The sequence below is a fragment of the Hyalangium ruber genome (genome assembly GCF_034259325.1).
GTDB lineage: Bacteria > Myxococcota > Myxococcia > Myxococcales > Myxococcaceae > Hyalangium_A > Hyalangium_A rubrum.
In genome coordinates this window covers 542,539-563,435 of record NZ_JAXIVS010000005.1, presented here as the reverse complement: position 1 = coordinate 563,435, position 20,897 = coordinate 542,539, and the positions used below count along the sequence as shown (strand labels likewise).

Below are 20,897 nucleotides of genomic sequence, written 5' to 3'. Positions count from 1 at the left end.
CAGCCTCTCACCGGCAGTGAGAGGATTGGCGCCGGGCGTGCGCTGTGTTAGGCCGCCCCTCCCCCCAGGGAGAGACAGGAGAAGCGTATGGGTCGCCGTCAGATCCGCGTTGTCGGCGCGATGCTCCAGAACGACGAAGGGTGCTACCTCATCACCCAGCGGCCTCCGAAGGCCTCGCTGCCGTTGCTCTGGGAGTTCCCCGGTGGCCGGGTAGAGCCGGGCGAGGCGGACGCTCAGGCGCTCGCGCGAGAGCTCCGCGAGGAGATGGGCGTGGAGATCCGGGTGCTGGAGCAGGCGATGCACACGCTCCACGAGTATCCGAACTACGACATCGACTTCCGCGTCTTCCACTGCCGGCTGCGCGACGAGAAGGCCCCCATCCAGCACCTGCGCGTGCATGACCACCGCTGGGTGAAGCTCGAGGACATGGCGAAGTACCAGTTCCCCGACGCGGACGCGAAGACGCTGGCGAAGCTGCTCGACCTGGAACCGTGACGTGCGACGCCTGGCCCCGCTGCTGATCGCGGGCCTGCTGTGCGCCTGCTCGCGCTCCAAGCCCGTCACCCTCGAGTCCTCGGCTCCCGATGCGGGCCACTACGCGCCCGCCGACGGGGTACCCGGCTGCACGCTCTATGGTGAGCCCCGGCAGACGGGCACCGTGCCCGCGGAGCTGCCAGAGCTGTCCGGCATGGCGGCCAGCGCTCGGCACCCGGGCATCTTCTGGGCCCACAACGACTCGGACAACGACTTCCGGCTGTATGCGGTGGAGGACAGCGGGAAGGTGCGCGCCACCGTGACGCTGACGGGGGCCACGCCGCGCGATGTCGAGGACATCACCGTGGGGCCGTGCGCGCCGGGGGCCAATGCTCCGCCGTGCCTCTACCTGGCGGACACGGGGGACAACTTCCAGCGCCGCGAGCAGGTGCGGCTCTATCGGTTGCCGGAGCCGGAGCAGCTCGCGGACGTCAGCCTCCCCGTGGAGACGCTGGCGTTCACCTACCCCGAGGGCCCGCGCAACACCGAGTCCCTCATCATCGATGCACGCACCGGGCGGCTGGCCGTCATCACCAAGACGATGGACTCGCTCGGCGAGGTGTATGCGCTGGACGGCCTGAGCCCGGGCGGAGTCGGGAAGGCCACACGGCTGGGCACGCTGCGCGCGCCGCAGGAGGTGGACCGGCTGACCACGGCGGCGTCCCTGCACCCCTCGGGGGAGCGGCTGCTGCTGCGCACCTATACCCGGGTGTGGGAGGTCCGTCGGCCCCAGGCGCAGCGCCTCGAGGAGCTGATCGAAGGACAGGTGGCCGAAGTGCCCGGCGCGAGCCAGGCCCAGGCCGAGGCCCTGACGTTCACCCCGGGCGGGAAGGGCTATCTGATGGGCTCCGAGTTCACTGGCCAACCTTTCTATCGCACTGACTGCCGTTGACTGTCGTTCGCACCCGGACAGGACTGTGAGTACGGCGGGTTGACGGGCTGGCGGGGGTGACCATCTTTCGGCGGCAGGTGTGACGCCTCGCCACATGGGCGGGGGTTTGGGGAGGGGCGAGCGTGCCGACGATGAAGCAGCAGGATCCAACACCTTCCGGAGGGCTGGGCCCTCGTAACAGGAAGCCAGAGAAGCCGCAGACGCCCTCCAAGGGGTTCAAGTTCGGCTCGCCGCTGGGCTACATCCTCCTGCTGGTTTTGGGGTTCCTGCTGTTCCGCAACGTCTTCCAGGACGCGGGCGTGCGGCGGGTCAGCTACAGCCAGTTCCGCGAGGCGGTGGAGAGCGGCCAGTTCACCCGGGTGCAGGTGACCGATGAGTGGGTGAAGGGCTTCCTCAAAGAGAGCGCGCCCGCGCCGCAGGCCCAGCCGGCCCAGGAGCGGCCGCTGCGGGGAGAGCTCAACGCGCTGCCGTGGATGGCCTACCGCGTGTCAGGCGACGACAAGCTCGTCGAGCTGCTGCAGGAGAAGGGCGTCCAGTACGAGGCGGTGCCGCAGTCGGGCCTGTCCGAGGTGCTGTGGATCTGGCTGATCCCCATGGGCCTGGTGCTGCTCTTCTGGAGCTTCATGATGCGGCGGGTGGCCGGCGGCATGGGCCAGGGGCCGCAGAGCGTCATGAGCTTCGGCAAGACGCGCGCGAAGGTGCAGGCCGAGGCCGACACCGGCGTGGGCTTCAAGGACGTGGCCGGCGTGGACGAGGCGGTGGACGAGCTGCGGGAGATCGTCGAGTTCCTCAAGACGCCCGAGAAGTTCCGCCGCCTGGGAGGCCGCATCCCCAAGGGCGTGCTGCTGGTGGGGCCGCCGGGAACGGGCAAGACGCTGCTGGCCCGGGCCGTGGCGGGCGAGGCGGGCGTGCCCTTCTTCAGCCTCTCCGGCTCCGAGTTCGTGGAGATGTTCGTGGGCGTGGGCGCCGCGCGTGTCCGTGACTTGTTCGCCCAGGCGGCGGCCAAGGCCCCGTGCATCATCTTCATCGACGAGCTGGACGCGATCGGCAAGAGCCGCAACGCGGGCGTCGCCGGCGGGCATGACGAGCGCGAGCAGACGCTCAACCAGCTCCTGGCGGAGATGGACGGCTTCGATGGCCGCACCGGGCTCATCATTCTGGCGGCCACCAACCGGCCGGAGATCCTCGACAGCGCCCTGATGCGCCCGGGCCGCTTCGACCGGCAGGTGCTGGTGGATCGGCCGGACAAGCGGGGCCGCGAGCGGGTTCTGGAGATCCACTCGCGCAACGTGAAGCTGGGGCCGGACGTGGACCTGAAGGCCATTGCCGCGCGCACCCCGGGTTTCGCGGGCGCCGACCTGGCCAACGTGGTGAACGAGGCGGCGCTGCTGGCCGCGCGGCGCAACCGTGACGCGGTGACGCGCTCGGAGTTCGAGGAGGCCATCGAGCGCGTGGTGGCGGGTCTGGAGAAGAAGAACCGCCGCATGAACGAGCGCGAGAAGGAAATCGTCGCGCACCACGAGGCGGGCCACGCCGTGGTGGGGTGGATGCTGCCCTACGCGGAGCGGGTGACGAAGGTCTCCATCATCCCGCGCGGTCTGGCGGCGCTGGGCTACACCATGTCGCTGCCGCTGGAGGACCGCTACCTCATGTCGCTGGATGAGCTGCGCGACAAGATGGCGCAGATGATGGGCGGCCGGGCCGCGGAGGAGCTCTTCATCGGAGAGGTCTCCACCGGCGCCTCCAACGACATCAAACAGGCCACGGAGATCGCCCGGCTGATGGTGCGCGACTACGGCATGAGCACGCTGGGCCCCGTGGCGCTGGGGGCCGAGCATGGCCCGGGCTTCCTGCGGTCGGCGGGGGTGCCCGAGGTGCGCACCTACTCCGAGCAGACGGCGCGCATGGTGGACGAGGAGGTGCGCAAGCTGGTCACCGAGGCGCTGGATCGCGCCCGGAACGTGCTGCGCACCCACCGCGACAAGGTTCACGCCCTGGCCGCGCGACTCTTGGCCACCGAAGTCATCGAAGAAGATGCCATGACGCCGCTGTTGGGGCCCAAGGTGGTTCCGGATCGGGGCCTGCTGCATCCGGAGGCTCGGCAGGTGGTCGCCGCGCACCCGGCGGGAGAGCAGGAAGGCAGTCCTCCCACCCAGCACACCGAGTCCTCCCGGGACGTTTGATCGCCTGTTTGCTGGGCGATCGGACAAGGGGCCCCTGTCACGGGCTGCGGTGTCCAAAAGGCGAATTAACTTCTGACCAGAAGGAGGAGGCGCCGTGGAGAACAGGATCGGGAAGAGCTACATGGCTCGTAAGGCCCTCTTCGCCAAGGGATTGCGCGAGGGGCGGTTGACGGTGCAGGAGATCGAGAAGGCGCTTCCCGCCGGGACTCTGACGGCCGCGGAGCGGTGGTTGCTTTACTACTCGCTCCGAGCAGCCCAGGTGGAGATCATCGACGAGGTGACCGGACAGGTGGACCACGGCTTCCTGGAGCAGCAGGAGCCGGCACCTTCCGAGCACTAGCGTGACAGGTGCGTTGACAGGCCCTGACCGGCGGTTAGGTTCGCCCTGGTCAGGGATGTAGGACAACAACGACACCCATTACGGCGCGCTCTCTGGCGTCGGAGAGCGACGCAGGTTCGATATGGACGGCAACCCCCGCACTCAGGAAGGTACGCAGGAGCAGGCTCGCCCGGCGGAGCCCACGGCTTCGCAGCAGGCACAACCCGAAGGGGGCACCTCCGCCCAGGAGGCCTCGGGCGCGCCCGCGGTGGACGCGGAGCGCCAGCGGCTGGAGGCCGAGCTGGAGGCTTCGCGCCGTCGCGTGGACGAGCTGGCGCGGGCCTACCAGGCGGTCAACAAGGACCGCGAGGAGTTCAAGCAGCGCCTCACCCGCGAGCGCGAGCGGATGATGGACGTGGAGCGCGGCAACGTGGCCCAGTCGCTGCTGGAGGCCATCGATGAGCTGGACCGCTGCCTCAGCATGAGCGGGCCGGAGGCGGCCAGCACGGGGCTGGGCCAGGGCGTGAAGATGATCCGCGACGGGCTCCTGACCAAGGCGCAGGGGCTCGGCATCGAGCGCATCCAGGTGGTGGGCCAGCCGTACGACCCCAACACCGCCGAGGCGACCGACATGGAGATCACCACCCAGCCGGACGATGACCAGCGCGTCGTGGCCGAGGTGCGGGCAGGCTACCGGATGAAGGATCGGATCATCCGCCCGGCCCGGGTGAAGGTGGCCAAGTACGTGGCCCCAGCTCAGGCTTGACCGGCAGCCCGGTGGGAAATAGGCGGGGGGGGAGGTTGTTGCCCCGTCGCCATGTCCCCACTCATGGATCTTCCCTCTCTGCCGCGATGTCTGCTCCTCCTGTGCCTGGTGCTCGCCTCTACTGCGAGTGCGCAGTCAGGCCTGGAGGAGTGGATGCAGGCTCGCTCTCGCGAGCACTCCAACTGGTTCCAGGGGCAGGGCGAGCGAGCAGGCTCGGCCGGCAGCAGCCTGGAACTGTGGCGTGAGCGGGCCGCTGAGGACCCAGGCATCCCCGCCTTCGTTCCGCCCACCTCGCTGGCGCCGCTGATCCGCGCGGTGGAGGCGGCGGTGGTCAACATCACCACGGTGAACGTGCCGAAGAACGCGCTCGCGCAGGCGGGGCGTTCGACGGGCTCGGGCTTCGTGCTGACGCCCGAGGGGCTGGTGGTGACGAACAACCATGTGGTGGCCCAGGCGCGGCAGATCGTCGTTCGGCTGGGCGACGGCCGCGAGTTCCCCGCGGAGGTGGTGGGCCGGGACGCTTCCACGGACGTGGCGCTGTTGCGGCTGCGCGAGGTGGGACTCCAGCCCCTGCCGGCGGTGTACCTCGGAGACTCGGATCGGCTCGAGGTGGGGGACTGGGTGGTGGCCATCGGCAACCCGTTCGGGTTGGACCACTCGGTGGCCCACGGGATGATCTCCGCCAAGGAGCGCTCGCTGGGCGTGGGCATCTTCGATGACTTCATCCAGACCGATGCGCTGATCAACCCCGGCAACTCCGGCGGCCCGCTCTTCAACATGCGCGGCGAGGTGGTGGGGGTGAACACCGCCATCCTCAGCGGGGGCCAGGGCATCGGCTTCGCGGTGCCCATCAACATGGTGAAGGATCTGCTGCCCAACCTGCGCGAGAACGGGCGGCTGGAGCGCGGGTGGCTGGGGGTGAACATCGACGACCCGCGCCCCGGCGAGGTGGGGCGCTACCTGGTGGTGAAGGACGTCTACCGCCGCAGCCCGGCCGCCAACGCGGGTATTCGCCCCGGAGATCGCCTGCTGGCCGTGAACGGCAAGCCCATCGGCTCCTACGGGCAGATGCTGCGCAAGGTGGCGCTGCTGGCGCCCGGCTCCGAGACGAAGCTGACGCTGCAGCGCGATGGGCAGACGCAGGAGGTGACGGTGACGTTGGCGGCGCGCCCGGCGCCCGAGACGCAGCAGGCGCTCAACAGCCCCGGCAACATGGAGGAACTGGGCCTGGTGCTGAGGGATATGCCTCCCGAGGTGGCGGGGCCCCTGGGGTTCGAGGCGTATGTGGGCATCCTGGTGACGGGCGTGGTGCCCAACAGCCCCGCGGCGCAGGCGGGCGTGGCCGCGGGCGACGTCCTCCTGGAGGTGAACCGCCGCCGGGTGAAGGATGTGGCGGGAGTTCGCGCGACGCTGGAGAAGGGTGGGGCGGGCACCAAGGTCCTGCTGCGCGTGCAGCGCGGCGACGTCGAGCAGTACGTGGCGCTCTCTCCCTAGCGCACTCCAGGTCACCTTTCCGGATGACCGAGAGTCCGGGTTCTATTTGACTCGCTATTCTTCGGGTTTCACGATGGTGCCATGCGCGATGGACACCTTCGACCGTGGTTTTTGAGGCTATTCGTTGTCTCGTTGCTCGCCACCCTGGCCGGCTGTGTGGGAGACCCTCCGGACGGGAAGCCAGAGGACCTCAACTGTGGCACCGGGACGCTGCAGGCCGGTGAGGCCTGTGACGACGGCAACCGGTCGGATGGCGATGGCTGCGCGGCGAACTGTCGCAACGTCGAACCGGGCTGGTTCTGTGACACGCCCGGCGCGCCCTGTTTCGCCAACATCTGCGGGGACGGACGCCGGGGCGGCAGCGAGACGTGCGATGACCGCAACACCACCTCGGGCGATGGCTGCAGCAGTCAGTGTGCCCAGGAAGCGGGGTGGGTGTGCGCTCAGAACGGAGGTCGCTGCGTGGCCGCCCGCTGCGGGGACGGCATCATCGCTGGCGACGAGGAGTGCGAGGACGGGAACAACCCGCTGGCGGAGGGAGATGGCTGCGGTGTGACGTGCCGCCTGGAGAATGGCTACAAGTGCCCCACGGCGGGCCAGGCCTGCGTGCCCATCCGTTGCGGTGACACCCTCACGGAAGGCACCGAGCAGTGCGACGACGGCAACAACGACATGGGCGATGGCTGCTCGCCGCTGTGTACGCACGAGCCCCGCTGCACCAATGGCACCTGCACGGCCGTGTGTGGTGACGGCCTGATCCTCCCGGGGACGAACGAGGAGTGCGATGATGGCAACCAGCGCAACAACGACGGGTGCTCCTCGCTCTGCAAGCTCGAGCCGGGCTTCCAGTGCCGGCTCGTCGAGGAGGTGGCCCCGGACACCGTGAAGATCCCCGTCGTGTACCGCGATTTCCGCGGCAACGATCTCTCGGGCGGTCACGTCGACTTCGAGAACGCCAACGGAGCAGAGACGGGCATCGTCGCCAGCCTCCTGGGCGAGGACGGCAAGCCGGTGTACGCGAAGACCGGCGGTGGCAGCACCACCACCCACGGCGCCGGGCCTTTCAGCCAGTGGTACAAGGACACCGCGGGCGTCAACAAGACGCTCGTGGGCACGCTGACGCTGGAAAAGCAGTCCAACGGGGCGTACCAGTTCGACGAGCCGGACTTCTTCCCGCTCGACGACAAGGGCTGGGTGGCCACGGGCGAAGAGCCCGAGCGCAACAATCAGCACAACTTCAGCTTCACCAGCGAGGCGCGCTACTGGTTCGAGTACAAGGGCACCGAGGTGCTCGAGTTCCGCGGTGACGACGATGTGTGGGTCTTCATCAACAAGCACCTGGCCGTCGATCTCGGCGGCGTTCACTCGGCGCTCAACGGCAGCGTGACGCTCTCTCAGCGGGCCTCTCAGTTCGGCCTGGAGGTGGGCAAGGTGTACGAGGCCGTCGTGTTCCAGGCCGAACGCCACACCACGGCCTCCTCCTACAAGCTGACCCTCACCAACTTCGTCAGCCGCCGCACCGATTGCGAGAACACCTGCGGCGACGGCATCGTCCAGTCGCCCGAGCAGTGTGACGACGGGACGAACGCGGGAGGCTATGGCCAGTGTGCCCCCGGGTGCATCCTCGGTCCGCGCTGCGGCGATGGCATCACCCAGGAGGACCGCGGCGAGAGCTGCGACGACGGCAACCAGGTCAACGACGACCTGTGCAGCAACACCTGCCTGCCGTACATCGGCTAGCGGAGCCTGGGGGCGCGGCCATGTGCCGCGCCCCGGGCCCTTCGGGGGCGCCTACTTCTTCTTGCGGGTGTTGGCGTCCTTGCCGTCCAGCCACAGCCCCAGCTCCTGCCCGGTGCGGCCCTCGGTGAGGAGGATGGCCTCGATGCGGGCCGACACGCCGAACGTCTTCCCGCCCTTGGGCTTGGCCAGGCTCCAGATGTCCAGCGGGGTGAAGACGACCTGTACGCGGACGCCCTGGTTGGAGAACAGCCGGGTGAAGTACGGCCCCGTCCAGTCCGTGGGCGCCCGGCCCGTCACGCTCAGCAGCGGGAGGATGGGGTTGCCGGCCGCGTTCGTCTTCTTGGGCGTGCCGTGGGTGAGCGCGTAGCTGCCCCCGGAGAAGAAGGGCAGGATGTTGATGACGTAGTCGCCCGTGGTGGGCTGGTACGGGCCGGGCGACACCTGGTTCACCACGGCCTCGTCGACGATCATGTACAGCTTCTTGCCCTTGTAGTTCTTGCGGAAGGCGTCCGCCTTGGTGCGGCAGTCGGCCGAGGCGAACACATCTCCGCACTCGCCGATGTAGCGGCTGAGGAAGGCGTTGAGGCCTCCCAGGGGCTCGGCGGCGTCCCGGAGCCGGGCAAAGCGCGGATCCACGTCCGCGGAGGCGAGCGCGGGCAGCAGCAGGGCAAGGGTGACGAGCAGGCGGTTCACGGCGGGCTCTCTTGGAAAAGGGGGGCCGTCCATGGTGCCACCGGCGGGCGCTCCCGGCACGCTTCCAGGCAAGTACGTGTAGGTAGCGAGGGGTAGATAATTTGCCTACATGAAACCACCATGTAGTTTGTGGGCCTCAACGTCTTGGAGGCACCCCCGAGTGAACGAGCGGCGCGCACACCTTCGGTTCGACAAGGTCTTCACCGTGTACCTGAGCACGCATGACGGGATGACGCGGGGTATCGGTCGCAACATCAGCATGCGGGGGCTGTTCGTGGAGACACGCGAGCCGCTGCCTTTGGGAGAGCGGTTGAAGGTGACGTTCGCGGGGGAGGACGGCACGGAGATGACGTGCCTGGCGGAGGTGCGCTACCAGGTGGCGCTCTCGTACGGGCGGCAGGACGGGCGCGAGGGCAACAGCCGAGGCGTGGGCCTGCGAATCGTGGCGTACGAGACGCACGACGACGCGCCGCTGCTGCTGGTGGATCGCGAGCGGGTGATGCACTGAGGCGTTGAAATGCAAAGGGCTCGGCCCCCTGTGAGGAGACCGAGCCCTGGGTCACGCCGGAAGGCGTGAGCCGGTTACTGCGAGAAGCCCTCGAGCAGGTAGTGGGCCTCGATGCGCTTGAGCGCGAGGATCATCGCGGCGCAGCGCGGGTCCACGGTCTTGCCGATGGCGTAGTGGCGGCTGTCGTGCATCTCGGTCTTGCGCGGCTGGTTGCGGGAGATGTCGCGGATGATGCGGTAGTTGCGCTTCATCGCCTTCTCGAGGCGCTGATCGACTTCGGCCTCGCTCCAGCGCTCCATGCGCTTGTTCTGGATCCACTCGTAGTAGCTCACCGTCACGCCGCCGGCGTTGGCGATGATGTCGGGGATCAGGTCGATGCCGCGCTTCTGCAGGACGCGGTCGGCCTCGGGGGTGGTGGGGCCGTTGGCGCCCTCGGCGATGAGCTTGACCTTGAGCTTCTCGGCCACGTCACCGGTGATCTCGCCACCCAGAGCGGCGGGGATGAGGATGTCGGCCTGAACCTCCCAGAGGTCCTTCTTCTCGATGCGCTGGGCGCCGGGGAAGCCGGCGACGCTGCGCTTGAGGTTCTTCGGGTCGCTGACGTACGCCATGAGGGCGTTCACGTCGATGCCGTCGCCGTTGTAGATGGAGCCATCGGCGTCATTGACGGCCAGCAGGCGGGCGCCCATGGAGGAGAGGATGGCGGCGGCGTGGCTACCCACGTTGCCGAAGCCCTGCATGGTGAAGGTCTTGCCCTTCACGGTCTCGCCGCGGTCGGCGTAGAAGTCCTCGATGCAGTAGACGACGCCCTGGCCGGTGGCCTTGACGCGGCCCTCGGAGCCGCCGATGCGCACGTCCTTACCGGTGACGATGCCGCGCATGTTGTGGCGCTCGCGCTCACCGTCCGAGTACTGACGGTACATGAGGGCCATGATGTCCCCGTTGGTGCCCACGTCGGGGGCGGGGATGTCGATGTTGGGACCGATGAGGCCCTTGAGCTTGTACATGAAGCGCAGGGTGATGTTCTCCAGCTCCTCGCGGCCGTACTGGCGCGGGTCGATCTGGATGCCGCCCTTGCCGCCGCCGAAGGGGACCTCGGAGATGGCGGTCTTCCAGGTCATCTCCGCGGCCAGGGCCTTGAAGAGATCGAGGGAGACCTCGCGGTGGTAGCGGATACCGCCCTTGTAGGGGCCGCGGGCCTGGTTGTGCTGGACGCGGTAGGCCTTGAAGCGCTGGGACTCGCCGGGGACGAGCTGGTAGACGCCGCCATCGGGCAGGCGCAGGTGGCCGCGGCGAATGGATACGTCCGAGCCGAGCAGGGCGCGGCCATTGAGGATGATCTTCCCATCGGCCAGACGCTCAAGTCCGTCGGGGTTGCGGACCTGGGTGGCGGAGAGGTCAGAGAAGGCCTTGGCCTCCTCGGGGGCGAGGGGGACCAGACGGTCCTTCAGCTTGGTGGTGACGTAGAAGATGTGCTCGTAGTCGGGCTCCTCGAGCTCGAGGCGAACGCGTTTGTCCAGACCGATCAGGTCGGCGGCGCGGTGGAAGATCTCCATCGCCTCCGTGTAGACAGTGCGCTTCGGGCTGGGCGCCGGGGCGCGCATGAAGTTCTCTTCGCTGGCCATGGAAGTTGCTCCTCGCTTGAGGCGAAGGGGGGTTGAATCGCGGCCCTTATGCGCACAGGCCCGAGGGGGAATCAACCGCCGCTGGGTGCTGGTTGCCGCCCAAAACACCAGAGATGACGGGCACTTAGGCAACGCACTGTGTCATCTAGGCCCCGCCGACCGGTCGGTAGGTCAGGGGGCATGAACGAAACCGGTTGCCCTGCATGAGGGTGCATGGTATTCGCCCCGCCCACGTCGCGCCGACATAGCTCAGTTGGTAGAGCAACTGATTCGTAATCAGTAGGTCTCCGGTTCAAATCCGGATGTCGGCTCCAGAAAAATCAAGCACTTGAGGGCCGGCTGCGAAAGCAGCCGGCCCTTTTTATTAGCCCTGTTGGGGAATCTGTTGGGTAACGCTACCCAACACCCCTGCGGGGAGCAGGTAGTGAAGTCGAAGCGTCGAGGCGGGTTCAGGGGAAGTTGGGCCGGGGGGAGATCTACTGGAAGGACCTGGGGGAGCCCGAGGTCCCGGTGGATCAGGGGGCACCGGCGAAGGGCAACGGGGCCCTCCAGGTCGCGAGCAAGCGCGGCAGGAAGCCCAAGGGGCCTAGCGGGCCGACCTACTACATCTCCAAGCCAAGATGGTGAACAGTCACCGCTACAAGGTCTCGACCGGCGCCGACAACCTGAAGGACGCGCTCAACGAGTTGGATCGCTTCGTGGCGGACCCCGAGGGCTACCGCCCACCGGGCGAGCGGCGCCCTGAGCGTGCGCTTCCCATCTTGTTGAATGCGGACACGGCCTCGCAGTTCCTCACGTGGAGCCGGGACGAGAAGAAGAACAGCTCGAAGTGGGTCCACGAGCAGAAGGTGTACCTAGCGTGGTGGCAGGAAGAGCTCGGCTCGGTGAACCTGCGCGAGCTGAGCATCGAGCAGCTCCTGGAATCGCTGAACGGGACGAAGTGCCGGGCGCCGAAGATCGCGGTCATCAAGTGCCTCTACAGCTTCCTCCGCAAGAACGGCTTCCGGGATTCTGACGGCTGCGTGCATCGGCTGGCCGCTGATGATCCAGCTCCCGCCGCACCCGATAGCTCCCTGGCGCTAGCTCCAACTCCGTGGGGTGCCCGGTGGCTTCGTCAGGCCCACGACCAGCACCCCTGCCCCATCACGCACTAGGCTAGGAGGCAGCCATTCAGCTCCTCCGTCAGCACCAGAGCTGTAGTCGTCTCTGCGGCGGCCCTTCCCCCGCCAGCAGTATTAGCAGGCCCCTCAGTCGCGTCATGGAGAACTCCTTCCCGGTGCGGTACGGATGTTCTTCGAGCCTCGCAGTATCGCAAGAAATGCGCGAAGGCACCTTGCTGGCCTGCTCCTACCCATCCCATAGACCGTCGTGGGCGTGTCCAGCCGCACCTAGCCGTTGAACCTCCCATCAAAGTCGCTGAGTATCTCCGTCAGACGATGCCTCTTTAGTGGAGGAGGCGGCCTTCCTCGTTGTCTCTTTGAGCGTGCCATGTCGCAAAACAGCCTCCTCTCCGACCTCCGGGGTCTCATCAAAGGTGAGGTGATCGACTCTCCCTCGGAGCTTGCTGAGATCTCGCTCGATTTCGGCAAGATCATGCAGAAGACCCCGCGCGTCGCGGTTCGTCCTCGCAGCGCGCAGGAGGTCGCACGCGTCCTCAAGTATGCCTACGAGCACGACATCCCCATCACCCCGCGGGCGGGAGGCAACTCGTTCGCGGGCCAGTCACTCAACGAAGGGGGCATGAGCATCGACCTGCGCCAGCTCCGAGGCATTGGGCCTGTCAACGTCGAAGCCGGTTGGTTCGAGGCTGCGGCAGGGGCCATGTGGAAGGAGGTGGCCGAGGCTACCTTGCCACTGGGTGTGCTGCCGCCAGTCTTTCCCAGCTATTTGCGCACCACGGTAGGCGGGACGCACTCCGCCGCAGGCTTCGGCTCCTCGACGTTCAGCCGCGGCACCCAGATCGAGCACTGCCTCGAACTGGAGGTCGTCCTCTACGATGGCGAGATCGTCCGGTGCAGCGCGGACCAGAATGCCGAGCTCTTCTCGCACGTGCTCGGCGGCTATGGCCAGTTCGGCATCATCACTCGCGTCCGGCACCGCCTACGCCGCTTCCTGCCGCACACCCGCACCTATTTCCTCCTTTATGACGAAGTGGGCGCCCTCCTTGAGGATCAGGTGCGCATCATGGAGGAGCGGCGCTTCGATTACATCGACTCCTCGATTCAGAGCTGTTATCACGGCCCTCGGGTGGTGGACGGGCGCCAGAAGTCGCTCTTCTCGTTCTCCTACCCGATGAACGTCACTCTGGAGGCCCAGAGCGCGGACGCGATTGACGACGCGCGGGTGCTTGAGGGTTTGAAGTTCCGCCGGTGGATCCACACCGAGGATCTGAGCATGCCGGACTTCACCCTCATTGGGCGGGCTGACGAGCGTCCCTTCAGCCCCAAGGTGGCTCACGTCTTCACTGATGTGCTGGTGCCCTGGTCCAGCCTCGAGCGGTTCATCAAGGCGACGGAGGAGCACATCTACCCCAACATTGTCCACGTCGAGCACATGGTGCTGTGGCCCATGACACGCGCGGTGCTCACGCGGCCCATGCTCCGAGTCCCCAACGAATTGATGTTCACCGGGTTCGGTCTGTACTCGCGTGTTCCCCAGGCCTACGGGCAGGTCACCCTGGCGGCTGCCCAGGGCTTCGTCGATCTGGCCATGAGGATGGGGGCGACCTATTACCTCACGGGCTCGGTCAGGCTCGACGAGCCCCGCCTAGCACAGCAGTTCGGCGACGCATGGCCCGCCATTCAGGAGGCTCGGCGCAAATATGATCCCAAGGGCCTGCTCAACCGGAGCTTCTTCCCATCGCTCTCTACTTGACGAGGTTGTCCGGGCGTGGCTTCCGCAGATCAGGCGGAGCGCGGGCCCTGACTTGAGCTCACCCTCGCGGACGGTGGCGCGAGCGACAGCACCGACGGCACCCGCTCCGGTGCCGCGATCCGCAGCAGCCCCAGGCCGATACCCGACAACCCAACCATCAACCCGGGGGTCTCGACGCCCAGGGGTAGGCCAGACCGCGCGCCGCGAGCCTCAATGTCCTCCACGATCTTCGCGGCAAGCCGATCGAGCTCGCCCTGCACGTGCAGGCTGGGGAGCGAGGCGTTCGCAGCGAGCAGCAGGTCGAGGTTGCCGAGGTCGCCGTGGCACAGCGAGTGGTTCCTGCCGAAACCGTGGGCCAGGGTCGTCCTCACGGCTATCTCGATCTCGGCGCGGAGTTCCGGCGTCTCCTCGTGTCCCAGGATGCGCAGGCGCGCAAGTCCGATCCCGGGTGCTCCATGGCACCAGTTGAACCGCGCGAAGCGCTCGCTCTCGGTGCGTACATCCGGCCAGTTGCCATGCTCTGGCGAGAACAGGCTGCGCTCGTAGTGCAGCCCCTCGAGCGCCAGCTTCCGGAATCGCTCCGTGCCTTCGATGGCAGACAGCTCGAAGAGGGCTGCCGCGATCCCGGCCGCTCCGTGAGAGAGGCCCGTGAGCGGCTGATTAGACTCACCAGTGGTCAACCACCCAGTCCCTTGGGCTGTCTGCACGGCTCTCTGTTCGATCCGTTCGCCACAGCGGAGCATGAGGCCCCTAAGTTCCTCGGAGGGCTCGCGCCGCCACAGCGTCGAGAGCGCGAGAAGACACCCGGCCGCGCCTCCCATGACATCCAGCCGCTCATCTCCTTCGATCCGCTCCGATATGAGCCTGAACAGGCTCTGCGCGTCGGTCAGGAACTTGGGCTGATCCCACAGGGCTGCAAGGTGGTGGAGGGTGTAGACAATCCCTCCCAGCCCCTCGAATGCCCCTATCCCCTCGACCACGAGGCGTTGCTCCCGGAGCTTCTGAAGGATGGCGCGGCATGCCCTGTGGGCCATCTGCGTGTACCGGGCTTCCCCCGTGATCTGCCCGAGATAGGCCAGGAACAACGCAATCCCCGACGTGCCGCTGTAGAGGTTCTCGTTCAGGGAGGCGATGGTGTACTGGCGGTGCCGATTGGGGACGAGGCCCAGCCAATGCACGTCGTCGCCCTCCTCCATGGCTACATCACAGAGGCGATCACCTATAAGGGTGGCGAGCCGTCGCACCCTCTCTGCGGTGATGTGCCTCGTTGGCGCCGAGGTAGGCTCCAGGGCTGGACTGCGCTCGTGCTCTACGTTGCTCGTACTCAAGATCGCGAGCGACGCATGGATAAACCATAGCTGCTGCTTCAGATCACCCTCGCCCAGATCCTCCAGCCGCGCATGCACCTGGCTCATGGCCGATTCCGCGAGGAAGTCCGGGAGGCGCTCGCCCGTGCTCGTCCAGAGATCCCGGGAGCCCGGCAGCGTCATGAAGGCAGGAATGTCCCCGCGCCGCAGATCCGCCTTCTCTGCACTGATCACCCTGCGCAGGTACGCGCGCTCCTGCGCCTGCACCCAGAGCTTGTCGAAGAAGCGCTCCCGATCGAGTTCGTCACGCAAGAAGTCCGGGTGCGAGCTCTCCTGCAACATCAGGCTGTAGAGCACGGTGGGGCGCAGCAGCACGCGGATCTCGTCCCGCTCGAACCGCCGGAGCGGGCCGTCGTCGGCCAGCAGTTCGCTGCGTCTTGAGAGAATGAGCCGATACATGTCCTCGAAGCCGCCAACGATCTCCGCGACGTGTTCGAGCGCCGGGATTGGGCGCCCCTCGAACGTGGGGCGATGGTGGCCTTGGCCCGAGAACTTCCGGTGCTTGCGCGTCATACGCATCTGATCCGTCCCCGAGCCGGACCAGTAGGGGTCTGCGCGAGGCGTGAGCTGACCTTCCTCGACACCGAGGGCGCTCACGTCGATACCTGGTGAACTCTCATTCTCCCAGATGCGGATGGGCAGGAGCCCTACCTGGAGGATGGATTCGCTCAGGAAGTCCCCGGCGCCCAGATCATTGCGCTTCACTACCGGGTGAATGACCGACTCAAGATCGACGAGAGTGGGGTGCTCCCCATTGGCAATGATGTTCTCGAAGTGGATGTCCGTCGCCCGCAGGGTATAGAGGACGGCCAAGTACCCTCCCTGGCGGCGGTAGAAGCGTTGCACCTCGGCCAGCGAACCGCACCCCCGTGCGTCGATGCGCTCCACCCAGCCGTAGGCGCCCCGGTCCAAGACGCGGAGCCTCCGAAATGTCGGTTGGAAGCCCCATTCATTGAAGGTCCCTAGCAGCTCCTGGAAGTGGAGATCGACGGCTAGGGATCTCGGTTTGTAGACGAGCTGGAACCCCGTGCTGAAGCGCAGCAGGGCCACCGAGGCCCGACCCCGGTGCTTGTCACCCGCGCCGCCATCAATGCCTACCAGTACGCCGGAAGGATCGGCCTCCTCGAAGGCGCGAGTGATGAGCGGCCAGTCCTGGCAGAGCCTTTCGAGCAGTTCCAACGTCGTGCGGCACCAGTCGTCGGCGTAGGAAACGAGCTGCCGCGCCAGGATCGGGTACTCCGCGAAGAGCGCTAGCGCCGACTCGGCGGTTGAGATGCGCGCGGCGAACTCGCGGTACCGCTCCTGGGGACTCTGGCCCTTCAGTTGCTCCTGCAGCCGCGCGACGTTCAGCTCTAGGACCAGCGTCCGGAGCATCGCCTTGAGCAGATCGTCCGGCAGGCAGCTCATGAGCAGGTCGCCGAGCGACTCTCGCGAGAGCGGCACGTGGACGCGGGCGCGGAGCAGCTTGTTGGCCCCGGCTTCGAGCTTGGCATGAGCCCGCCGGATGAGAGGCTCGATGAAGCCCCAGAACTCGCCGCCGGGTTTGCTCTTCCAGTGCGATGGCAGGGCGAGCCGGGGGGATTCGGGGAGCCTAGCCTCCAGGCTCTCGCGCACTGCGCACGCCCACTCGGGCTCTGCAGCGCAGCGCTCCGCGGCCACCTCGATCGACTCGCCAAGCAGTGTGAGTAGCTCATCCCGGCTCACTCCATCAGCGGCGAGCCGCTGCTCGAAGGAGTCCCTCATGGAGAAGGGCGCTTGCGCCCTCCATCGCGCGAGGCGCTTCTCGGCACGCTCCAGATTCACCGGGGCCGGGGCACGGGCAGCACGTAGCAACCCAAGCCGCTCACGCAGCGAGAGGGCATGATACCAGGAAGACTGCGGCAGGACGGATGGGCTCACGAGGTTCCCGCTCGGGTGCGAATCCAATAGTGCCTCACGCCCAGGTAGGCCTTCGCGGCGATCTCCTGGTCTGACTCGTAGTTGATCTTGATGTGGTTCAAGGTCCTCGCGAAGGAACTCAGCACCTCGGGGCCAAGGCCCTCGGAGGCCTTGATCAGGTGAGCTGGCCAGCGCTCCCGATCAGTGCGCTCGGTGCAAAGCCCCAGCCACTCAAGGATGGCCGTCCCCTTGCCGGGGGTGCAATACCCTTCGGTGCTCAAGCGCTCCAGAAAGGCCTTGACCTTGTCTCGCCCATCACTGCCGTCACGAATGCTGCACTCGATGCCAATCTTGGGCAGCACGGACTGGCCGATGTCGAGATCGAGCCCCATACCATCTACCAGCGGCGCGATGGACTCGAGTTGGCGCTGCAGCACGGCCACTGAGCCCGGCCAACCGATGTGGCTCAGGTAGGTGGCGATCTGCTCGGCTGTGAGCCGCTTGATGCAGAGCCGTACCGCATCTGTGGGGCGAGAGAGCATCAGTCCAATTTGGAACACCTGCGCTCGCTGTGGCAGCTCTTTGAAGCAGGCACTCAGGGTATCGAGTCCGGCGCTCGGCAGAGGCGCCGCACGTAGCCTCTCCACCATGGTGCGGGTAGTATCCGGGTAGTTGTCGTTCCGGGTGTGATCGAACCCAAAGAAGAAGCTGGGGACGGGCTCCTCAGAGTCCTGCCCGTCCATGTCGAACTCCAGCCATGTGTCGTAGATGGGCTCGAAGCCGCCTTCGCTGCGCTCCCAGTCTGCCAGGAAGCGCTGAACCTTCTCCCAGGCCGGGTGCGAGCGTCGCCCCCGCGCCTGTCGGGCCTCTTCTGCCCATGCACCCCGGCTGCCGTCGGAGGCAATGACGGCGATCAGGAAGTCGGCCGTGGGCGCCGGGCTCCCCAACTTGCACTCGAAGCCGAAGTTCGAGGATGGCGGCAGTGTTGCGGCGAGTTCGGCGAGCCGGTTCATGCTGTTCACATCAATGAGCCGCTGGGGGACATGAGGAGCGACAATGTCCAGGTAATCTCGCGTCGTGTACTTCATGAAGGCTACCTCAGGCGATATGCCCCCTCACGTCCCAGAGGACACCTCCTCTTCGAGGGCAGCGAAAGAAAGAGAGAGGGACATGCCTGAGCGCGCCCCTCTCCCACCCTACTTATTGGCTTGGAAGCTCAGGTCTCGCCCGGCACCTCCTCGGAGCCGCAGCCGCTCCAGCACACACACGAGGGGCCGCCGACCACGTCGGACAGCGCCTCGTCGGTCAGCTCGACCATTCCGGCAGGGTTCTCGGGGATCAGCGCGCGCTCCTCGGCGCTCAGCTCCGTGCGGAAATCAGCATCCTTCCAGGCCTTGATGATATTCGACATGCATTTTCTCCTTGGTTTGAGTCTTGACTGCTGCTGCACAACCGGCCTCGTTTAGGGGCCGGGTCCTGGTCGACGAGGGGCGCTACGCCGCGCACCTTCCTCGAAAGCTCAGTTCTCCTTTTGCGTCTCGTCGGAGCCGCAGCCGCTCCAGCACATACACGAGGGGCCGCCGACCACCTCGGGCAGCGCCTCGTTGGTCAGCTCGAGCATTCCGGCAGGGTTCTCGGGGAGCAGCGCGCGCTCCTCGGCGCTCAAATCCGTGCGGAAATCAGCATCCTTCCAGGCCTTGATGATGTTCGACATGGTCTTCCGCCTTGGGGGTTGAGTCTTGATTGCCGCTGCACAACCGGCCTTGTTCGAGAGTCGGGGTCTTGACGAGGAGGGGCCACGCACCGTCGTTCTCCTTGGATTCGAGTGGCGGAAGGGCGTTCTGGTCCGCCTCAAGCTGCTTACTGATCAGCGAGGCATAGAAGCCGCCCTGGCGCAGCAGTTCTTCATGCATGCCCTGCTCGACGATCCTCCCGGCATTCATGACCAGGATGCGATCCGCATCGCGGACGGTGCTCAGCCGGTGGGCAATGACCATGCGCGTGCAGCGAAGCCGCGCCAACTCGCGCTCGATCTGCGACTCGGTCAGGACATCAAGGTGGCTGGTGGCCTCGTCCAGCAGGAGCAGTACGGGCTCGTTGAGGAGTGCCCGAGCGATGGCCAGCCGCTGCATCTGCCCGCCGGACAGAGAGGTCCCACGCTCCGATATGAGGGTCTCGTACCGCATGGGCATCTGCATGATCTCGTCGTGAACGGCGGACAGCCGGGACACCCGCATAACCTCCTCAAGCGGAACGTCTGGCCTCGTGAACGCGATGTTGTGGCGAATGGAGCCGGAGAACATCGACGGCTCCTGCAGCACCACGCCAAACTGACTGCGGACGTCGCGGTAGCTCAGGTCCGAGAGCGGGATCCCATCGTAGAGGATCTCTCCTTCCGTGGGCACGTGGAGGCCTAGCAGGAGCAGCCCCAAGGTCGTCTTTCCCGAGCCCGTCGGTCCCACGATGGCGATCTTCTGCCCTGGCTCGATGCGCAGCGAGATGTCCCGCAGCACGTAGGGAGCATGAGGGTTGTAGCGGAAGCTCACGTTGCGCAACTCGACTTGGCCGGAGAGCCTGGGCGTGGACGCCTCCTTGCGCGCGGCTTGCTCGGGCTCAGCCGAGAGGACGTCGAACAGTCGCGCGAAGTGGGCCGCGCCGAATTGGAGCTGCTGCACCACGGCGACCAGCGAGGAGAGGGGCCGCAGCACGGCAATGCCCAGCGTGTTGAGGGCGAGCATGGTGCCAAGGCTCAGTTGACCCTCCAGAACGAACCGGGCCCCGAGGTAGAGCAGCGCCAGGGGGGCGACCAAGCCCAGCGCGGATGTGGAGACGTTGATGAGCGCCGCGAGGTGGTTGCGCTTGAGGGACGTGTTAAGGTGATTGAAGAAGAGGTTCGACCATCGGTCGAGAGCGTGGTTCTCCGCGCCGGTGGCCTTGAGCGTGACCATCCCCGTCAGCACCTCCACCAAGTACCCCTGGGATGCCGAGTCGGCGGTGATCTCCTCCTGTAGGAGCGCATTGACCCGGCGCGCGGTGAGCACGGGCACTGCGGCCTGCACGGCGCCGATGACGAGCACGGCCGCGCCAAAAAGCGGCGCCAGGAGGAAGAGCACTGAGAGGTAGACCAGCACCAAGCTGCCATCGAGCACCGCAGCGAGCGTCTGGTTTGTCAGCACCTCGCGGATGATGCTGTTACTCTTCAGGCGCATGATCAGATCGCCAGTGCTACGCTGCTGGAAGAATGCGAGGGGCAGGCTGAGCATGTGCTCGAAGAAGCCAAGCATCATCTGGGCATCGAGGCGCGCCTGGAGGTAGAGGAGCAAGGCGGCGCGCAGATAGCTTGTGACGACCTGCATCACTACGGTGATGACGAGCCCCCACCCCAGGATCGTCAGCAGGTCCGGGATCCGTGCGGGGAGCAGGTAGTCGACGACGACCTTGGTGGCGATGGGCAGTGTCAGGCCCAGCACCTGCAACAGGAACGAAGCCGCGATGATCTGCACCAGCCCCGCGCGCAGCCCGGGGACGGCGAGCATGTGCTGGAGGTAGGTGCGCCAAGTGCCTATCGAGTCACCGGACTTGCGGGAGAACTGAACCCCAGGTTCGAAGGTGATGACCACGCCGGTAAAGCCGGCGTCGAACTGCTCCTGCGTCAGGCTCCGACGACCGATCGCCGGATCCACAATGTCCACTTGCTGGGGAGTCCAGCGCTCTACGACGACGTAGTGCTTGAACTCCCAGAATATGAGCGCGGGCAGCGTGATGTATGCGAAGTGCTCCGGCTGCCCCGAGTAGGCCCGGGTCCGCAGCCCCATCTCTCGCGCGACCCTAGTGATGACGTTCGCCTTGATGCCATCGCGACCGGCCCCGACGCACTCACGCAGTTCGGCGATGCTGGTCTTGCGGCCGTAGTACCCTAAGATCATGGCCAAGCAGGCAGCGCCGCACTCTGCGTTGGCCTGTTGCAGGATGACTGGGACACGGCGCTGACGTTGCATGAGGCCTCAAAGCCTTTCGTGAACTT

The 20,897-nt window shown here is 66.5% G+C and carries 17 protein-coding genes and 1 tRNA gene; 11 read left to right on the top strand and 7 right to left on the bottom strand.

Translation table 11 applies throughout. The annotated features are described in order from the left end of the window. Nucleotides 1–87: 87 nt before the first annotated feature. The 7 genes from SYV04_RS17820 (at nucleotide 88) to SYV04_RS17790 (ending at nucleotide 7,928) form a co-directional block, all read left to right on the top strand. Entirely contained in the window at nucleotides 88–495 is a 408-nt protein-coding gene (locus SYV04_RS17820) for a (deoxy)nucleoside triphosphate pyrophosphohydrolase (RefSeq protein WP_321547001.1), read from the top strand. A 1-nt stretch (nucleotide 496) separates the two neighbouring features. Beyond that, nucleotides 497–1,426 (top strand): hypothetical protein, encoded by a 930-nt coding sequence (locus tag SYV04_RS17815; RefSeq protein ID WP_321547000.1) that lies wholly within the window; start codon nucleotides 497–499, stop codon nucleotides 1,424–1,426. Nucleotides 1,427–1,557: 131 nt separating this feature from the next. Beyond that, on the top strand, nucleotides 1,558–3,609 hold the full coding sequence (gene ftsH, locus SYV04_RS17810; protein WP_321547059.1) for an ATP-dependent zinc metalloprotease FtsH: 2,052 nt from the start codon (nucleotides 1,558–1,560) through the stop codon (nucleotides 3,607–3,609). A gap of 94 nt (nucleotides 3,610–3,703) precedes the next feature. Further along, nucleotides 3,704–3,949 carry an RNA polymerase sigma factor region1.1 domain-containing protein gene (locus tag SYV04_RS17805; protein WP_321546999.1) on the top strand — a complete coding sequence of 82 codons (246 nt, stop codon included), beginning with the start codon at nucleotides 3,704–3,706 and terminating at the stop codon, nucleotides 3,947–3,949. A gap of 121 nt (nucleotides 3,950–4,070) precedes the next feature. Further along, entirely contained in the window at nucleotides 4,071–4,694 is a 624-nt protein-coding gene (locus SYV04_RS17800) for a nucleotide exchange factor GrpE (protein WP_321546998.1), read from the top strand. 63 nt (nucleotides 4,695–4,757) lie between these two features. Then, nucleotides 4,758–6,188 (top strand): trypsin-like peptidase domain-containing protein, encoded by a 1,431-nt coding sequence (locus SYV04_RS17795; protein WP_321547058.1) that lies wholly within the window; start codon nucleotides 4,758–4,760, stop codon nucleotides 6,186–6,188. Nucleotides 6,189–6,269: 81 nt separating this feature from the next. Then, a complete protein-coding gene (locus SYV04_RS17790) occupies nucleotides 6,270–7,928 on the top strand; it encodes a DUF4215 domain-containing protein (RefSeq protein WP_422723947.1) in 1,659 nt (552 codons plus the stop codon). Nucleotides 7,929–7,979: 51 nt separating this feature from the next. Here SYV04_RS17790 and SYV04_RS17785 read toward each other — a convergent pair whose 3' ends face one another. Further along, the gene (locus SYV04_RS17785) at nucleotides 7,980–8,621 is read right to left on the bottom strand and encodes a DUF6066 family protein (RefSeq protein ID WP_321546997.1); all 642 of its coding nucleotides are present in this window, start codon (nucleotides 8,619–8,621) and stop codon (nucleotides 7,980–7,982) included. A 109-nt stretch (nucleotides 8,622–8,730) separates the two neighbouring features. On the opposite strand from SYV04_RS17785, the gene SYV04_RS17780 reads away from it, so the two are divergent. After that, nucleotides 8,731–9,129, top strand: coding sequence for a PilZ domain-containing protein (locus SYV04_RS17780; RefSeq protein ID WP_321546996.1), 399 nt, complete (start codon nucleotides 8,731–8,733; stop codon nucleotides 9,127–9,129). Between the two features lie 74 nt (nucleotides 9,130–9,203). Here the strand turns inward: SYV04_RS17780 and SYV04_RS17775 are convergent, their stop codons facing one another. Continuing rightward, nucleotides 9,204–10,754: a Glu/Leu/Phe/Val family dehydrogenase gene (locus tag SYV04_RS17775; protein WP_321546995.1), complete on the bottom strand. Its 1,551-nt coding sequence runs from the start codon at nucleotides 10,752–10,754 to the stop codon at nucleotides 9,204–9,206. A 238-nt stretch (nucleotides 10,755–10,992) separates the two neighbouring features. Here SYV04_RS17775 and SYV04_RS17770 point away from each other — a divergent pair. The 3 genes from SYV04_RS17770 to SYV04_RS17760 all read left to right on the top strand — a co-directional run bounded on the left by SYV04_RS17770 (nucleotide 10,993) and on the right by SYV04_RS17760 (nucleotide 13,628). Further along, nucleotides 10,993–11,068, top strand: a tRNA-Thr gene (locus SYV04_RS17770). A 306-nt stretch (nucleotides 11,069–11,374) separates the two neighbouring features. Beyond that, entirely contained in the window at nucleotides 11,375–11,908 is a 534-nt protein-coding gene (locus tag SYV04_RS17765) for a hypothetical protein (RefSeq protein ID WP_321546994.1), read from the top strand. A 334-nt stretch (nucleotides 11,909–12,242) separates the two neighbouring features. After that, the gene (locus SYV04_RS17760) at nucleotides 12,243–13,628 is read left to right on the top strand and encodes an FAD-binding oxidoreductase (protein WP_321546993.1); all 1,386 of its coding nucleotides are present in this window, start codon (nucleotides 12,243–12,245) and stop codon (nucleotides 13,626–13,628) included. Between the two features lie 29 nt (nucleotides 13,629–13,657). Here the strand turns inward: SYV04_RS17760 and SYV04_RS17755 are convergent, their stop codons facing one another. The 5 genes from SYV04_RS17755 to SYV04_RS17735 form a co-directional block, all read right to left on the bottom strand. Then, nucleotides 13,658–16,738: a type 2 lanthipeptide synthetase LanM family protein gene (locus tag SYV04_RS17755; protein WP_321546992.1), complete on the bottom strand. Its 3,081-nt coding sequence runs from the start codon at nucleotides 16,736–16,738 to the stop codon at nucleotides 13,658–13,660. 152 nt (nucleotides 16,739–16,890) lie between these two features. Continuing rightward, nucleotides 16,891–17,961 carry a hypothetical protein gene (locus SYV04_RS17750; protein ID WP_321546991.1) on the bottom strand — a complete coding sequence of 357 codons (1,071 nt, stop codon included), beginning with the start codon at nucleotides 17,959–17,961 and terminating at the stop codon, nucleotides 16,891–16,893. Between the two features lie 128 nt (nucleotides 17,962–18,089). Then, nucleotides 18,090–18,284, bottom strand: coding sequence for a mersacidin/lichenicidin family type 2 lantibiotic (locus SYV04_RS17745; RefSeq protein WP_321546990.1), 195 nt, complete (start codon nucleotides 18,282–18,284; stop codon nucleotides 18,090–18,092). 108 nt (nucleotides 18,285–18,392) lie between these two features. After that, a complete protein-coding gene (locus SYV04_RS17740; protein ID WP_321546989.1) occupies nucleotides 18,393–18,587 on the bottom strand; it encodes a mersacidin/lichenicidin family type 2 lantibiotic in 195 nt (64 codons plus the stop codon). Continuing rightward, nucleotides 18,553–20,871, bottom strand: coding sequence for a peptidase domain-containing ABC transporter (locus tag SYV04_RS17735; protein WP_321546988.1), 2,319 nt, complete (start codon nucleotides 20,869–20,871; stop codon nucleotides 18,553–18,555). Before SYV04_RS17735 ends, SYV04_RS17740 begins: the two co-directional genes overlap by 35 nt. Nucleotides 20,872–20,897 lie beyond the last annotated feature (26 nt).

Coding starts and splice junctions, on each gene's coding strand:
- SYV04_RS17780 (WP_321546996.1), top strand. CDS start 8,731: ATGAAACCACCATGTAGTTTGTGGGCCTCAACGTCTTGGAGGCACCCC.
- SYV04_RS17795 (WP_321547058.1), top strand. CDS start 4,758: ATGGATCTTCCCTCTCTGCCGCGATGTCTGCTCCTCCTGTGCCTGGTG.
- SYV04_RS17820 (WP_321547001.1), top strand. CDS start 88: ATGGGTCGCCGTCAGATCCGCGTTGTCGGCGCGATGCTCCAGAACGAC.
- SYV04_RS17735 (WP_321546988.1), bottom strand. CDS start 20,871: ATGCAACGTCAGCGCCGTGTCCCAGTCATCCTGCAACAGGCCAACGCA.
- ftsH (WP_321547059.1), top strand. CDS start 1,558: ATGAAGCAGCAGGATCCAACACCTTCCGGAGGGCTGGGCCCTCGTAAC.
- SYV04_RS17755 (WP_321546992.1), bottom strand. CDS start 16,738: ATGAGGGACTCCTTCGAGCAGCGGCTCGCCGCTGATGGAGTGAGCCGG.
- SYV04_RS17800 (WP_321546998.1), top strand. CDS start 4,071: ATGGACGGCAACCCCCGCACTCAGGAAGGTACGCAGGAGCAGGCTCGC.
- SYV04_RS17775 (WP_321546995.1), bottom strand. CDS start 10,754: ATGGCCAGCGAAGAGAACTTCATGCGCGCCCCGGCGCCCAGCCCGAAG.
- SYV04_RS17750 (WP_321546991.1), bottom strand. CDS start 17,961: ATGAAGTACACGACGCGAGATTACCTGGACATTGTCGCTCCTCATGTC.
- SYV04_RS17790 (WP_422723947.1), top strand. CDS start 6,270: ATGCGCGATGGACACCTTCGACCGTGGTTTTTGAGGCTATTCGTTGTC.
- SYV04_RS17760 (WP_321546993.1), top strand. CDS start 12,243: ATGTCGCAAAACAGCCTCCTCTCCGACCTCCGGGGTCTCATCAAAGGT.
- SYV04_RS17745 (WP_321546990.1), bottom strand. CDS start 18,284: ATGTCGAATATCATCAAGGCCTGGAAGGATGCTGATTTCCGCACGGAG.
- SYV04_RS17765 (WP_321546994.1), top strand. CDS start 11,375: ATGGTGAACAGTCACCGCTACAAGGTCTCGACCGGCGCCGACAACCTG.
- SYV04_RS17740 (WP_321546989.1), bottom strand. CDS start 18,587: ATGTCGAACATCATCAAGGCCTGGAAGGATGCTGATTTCCGCACGGAT.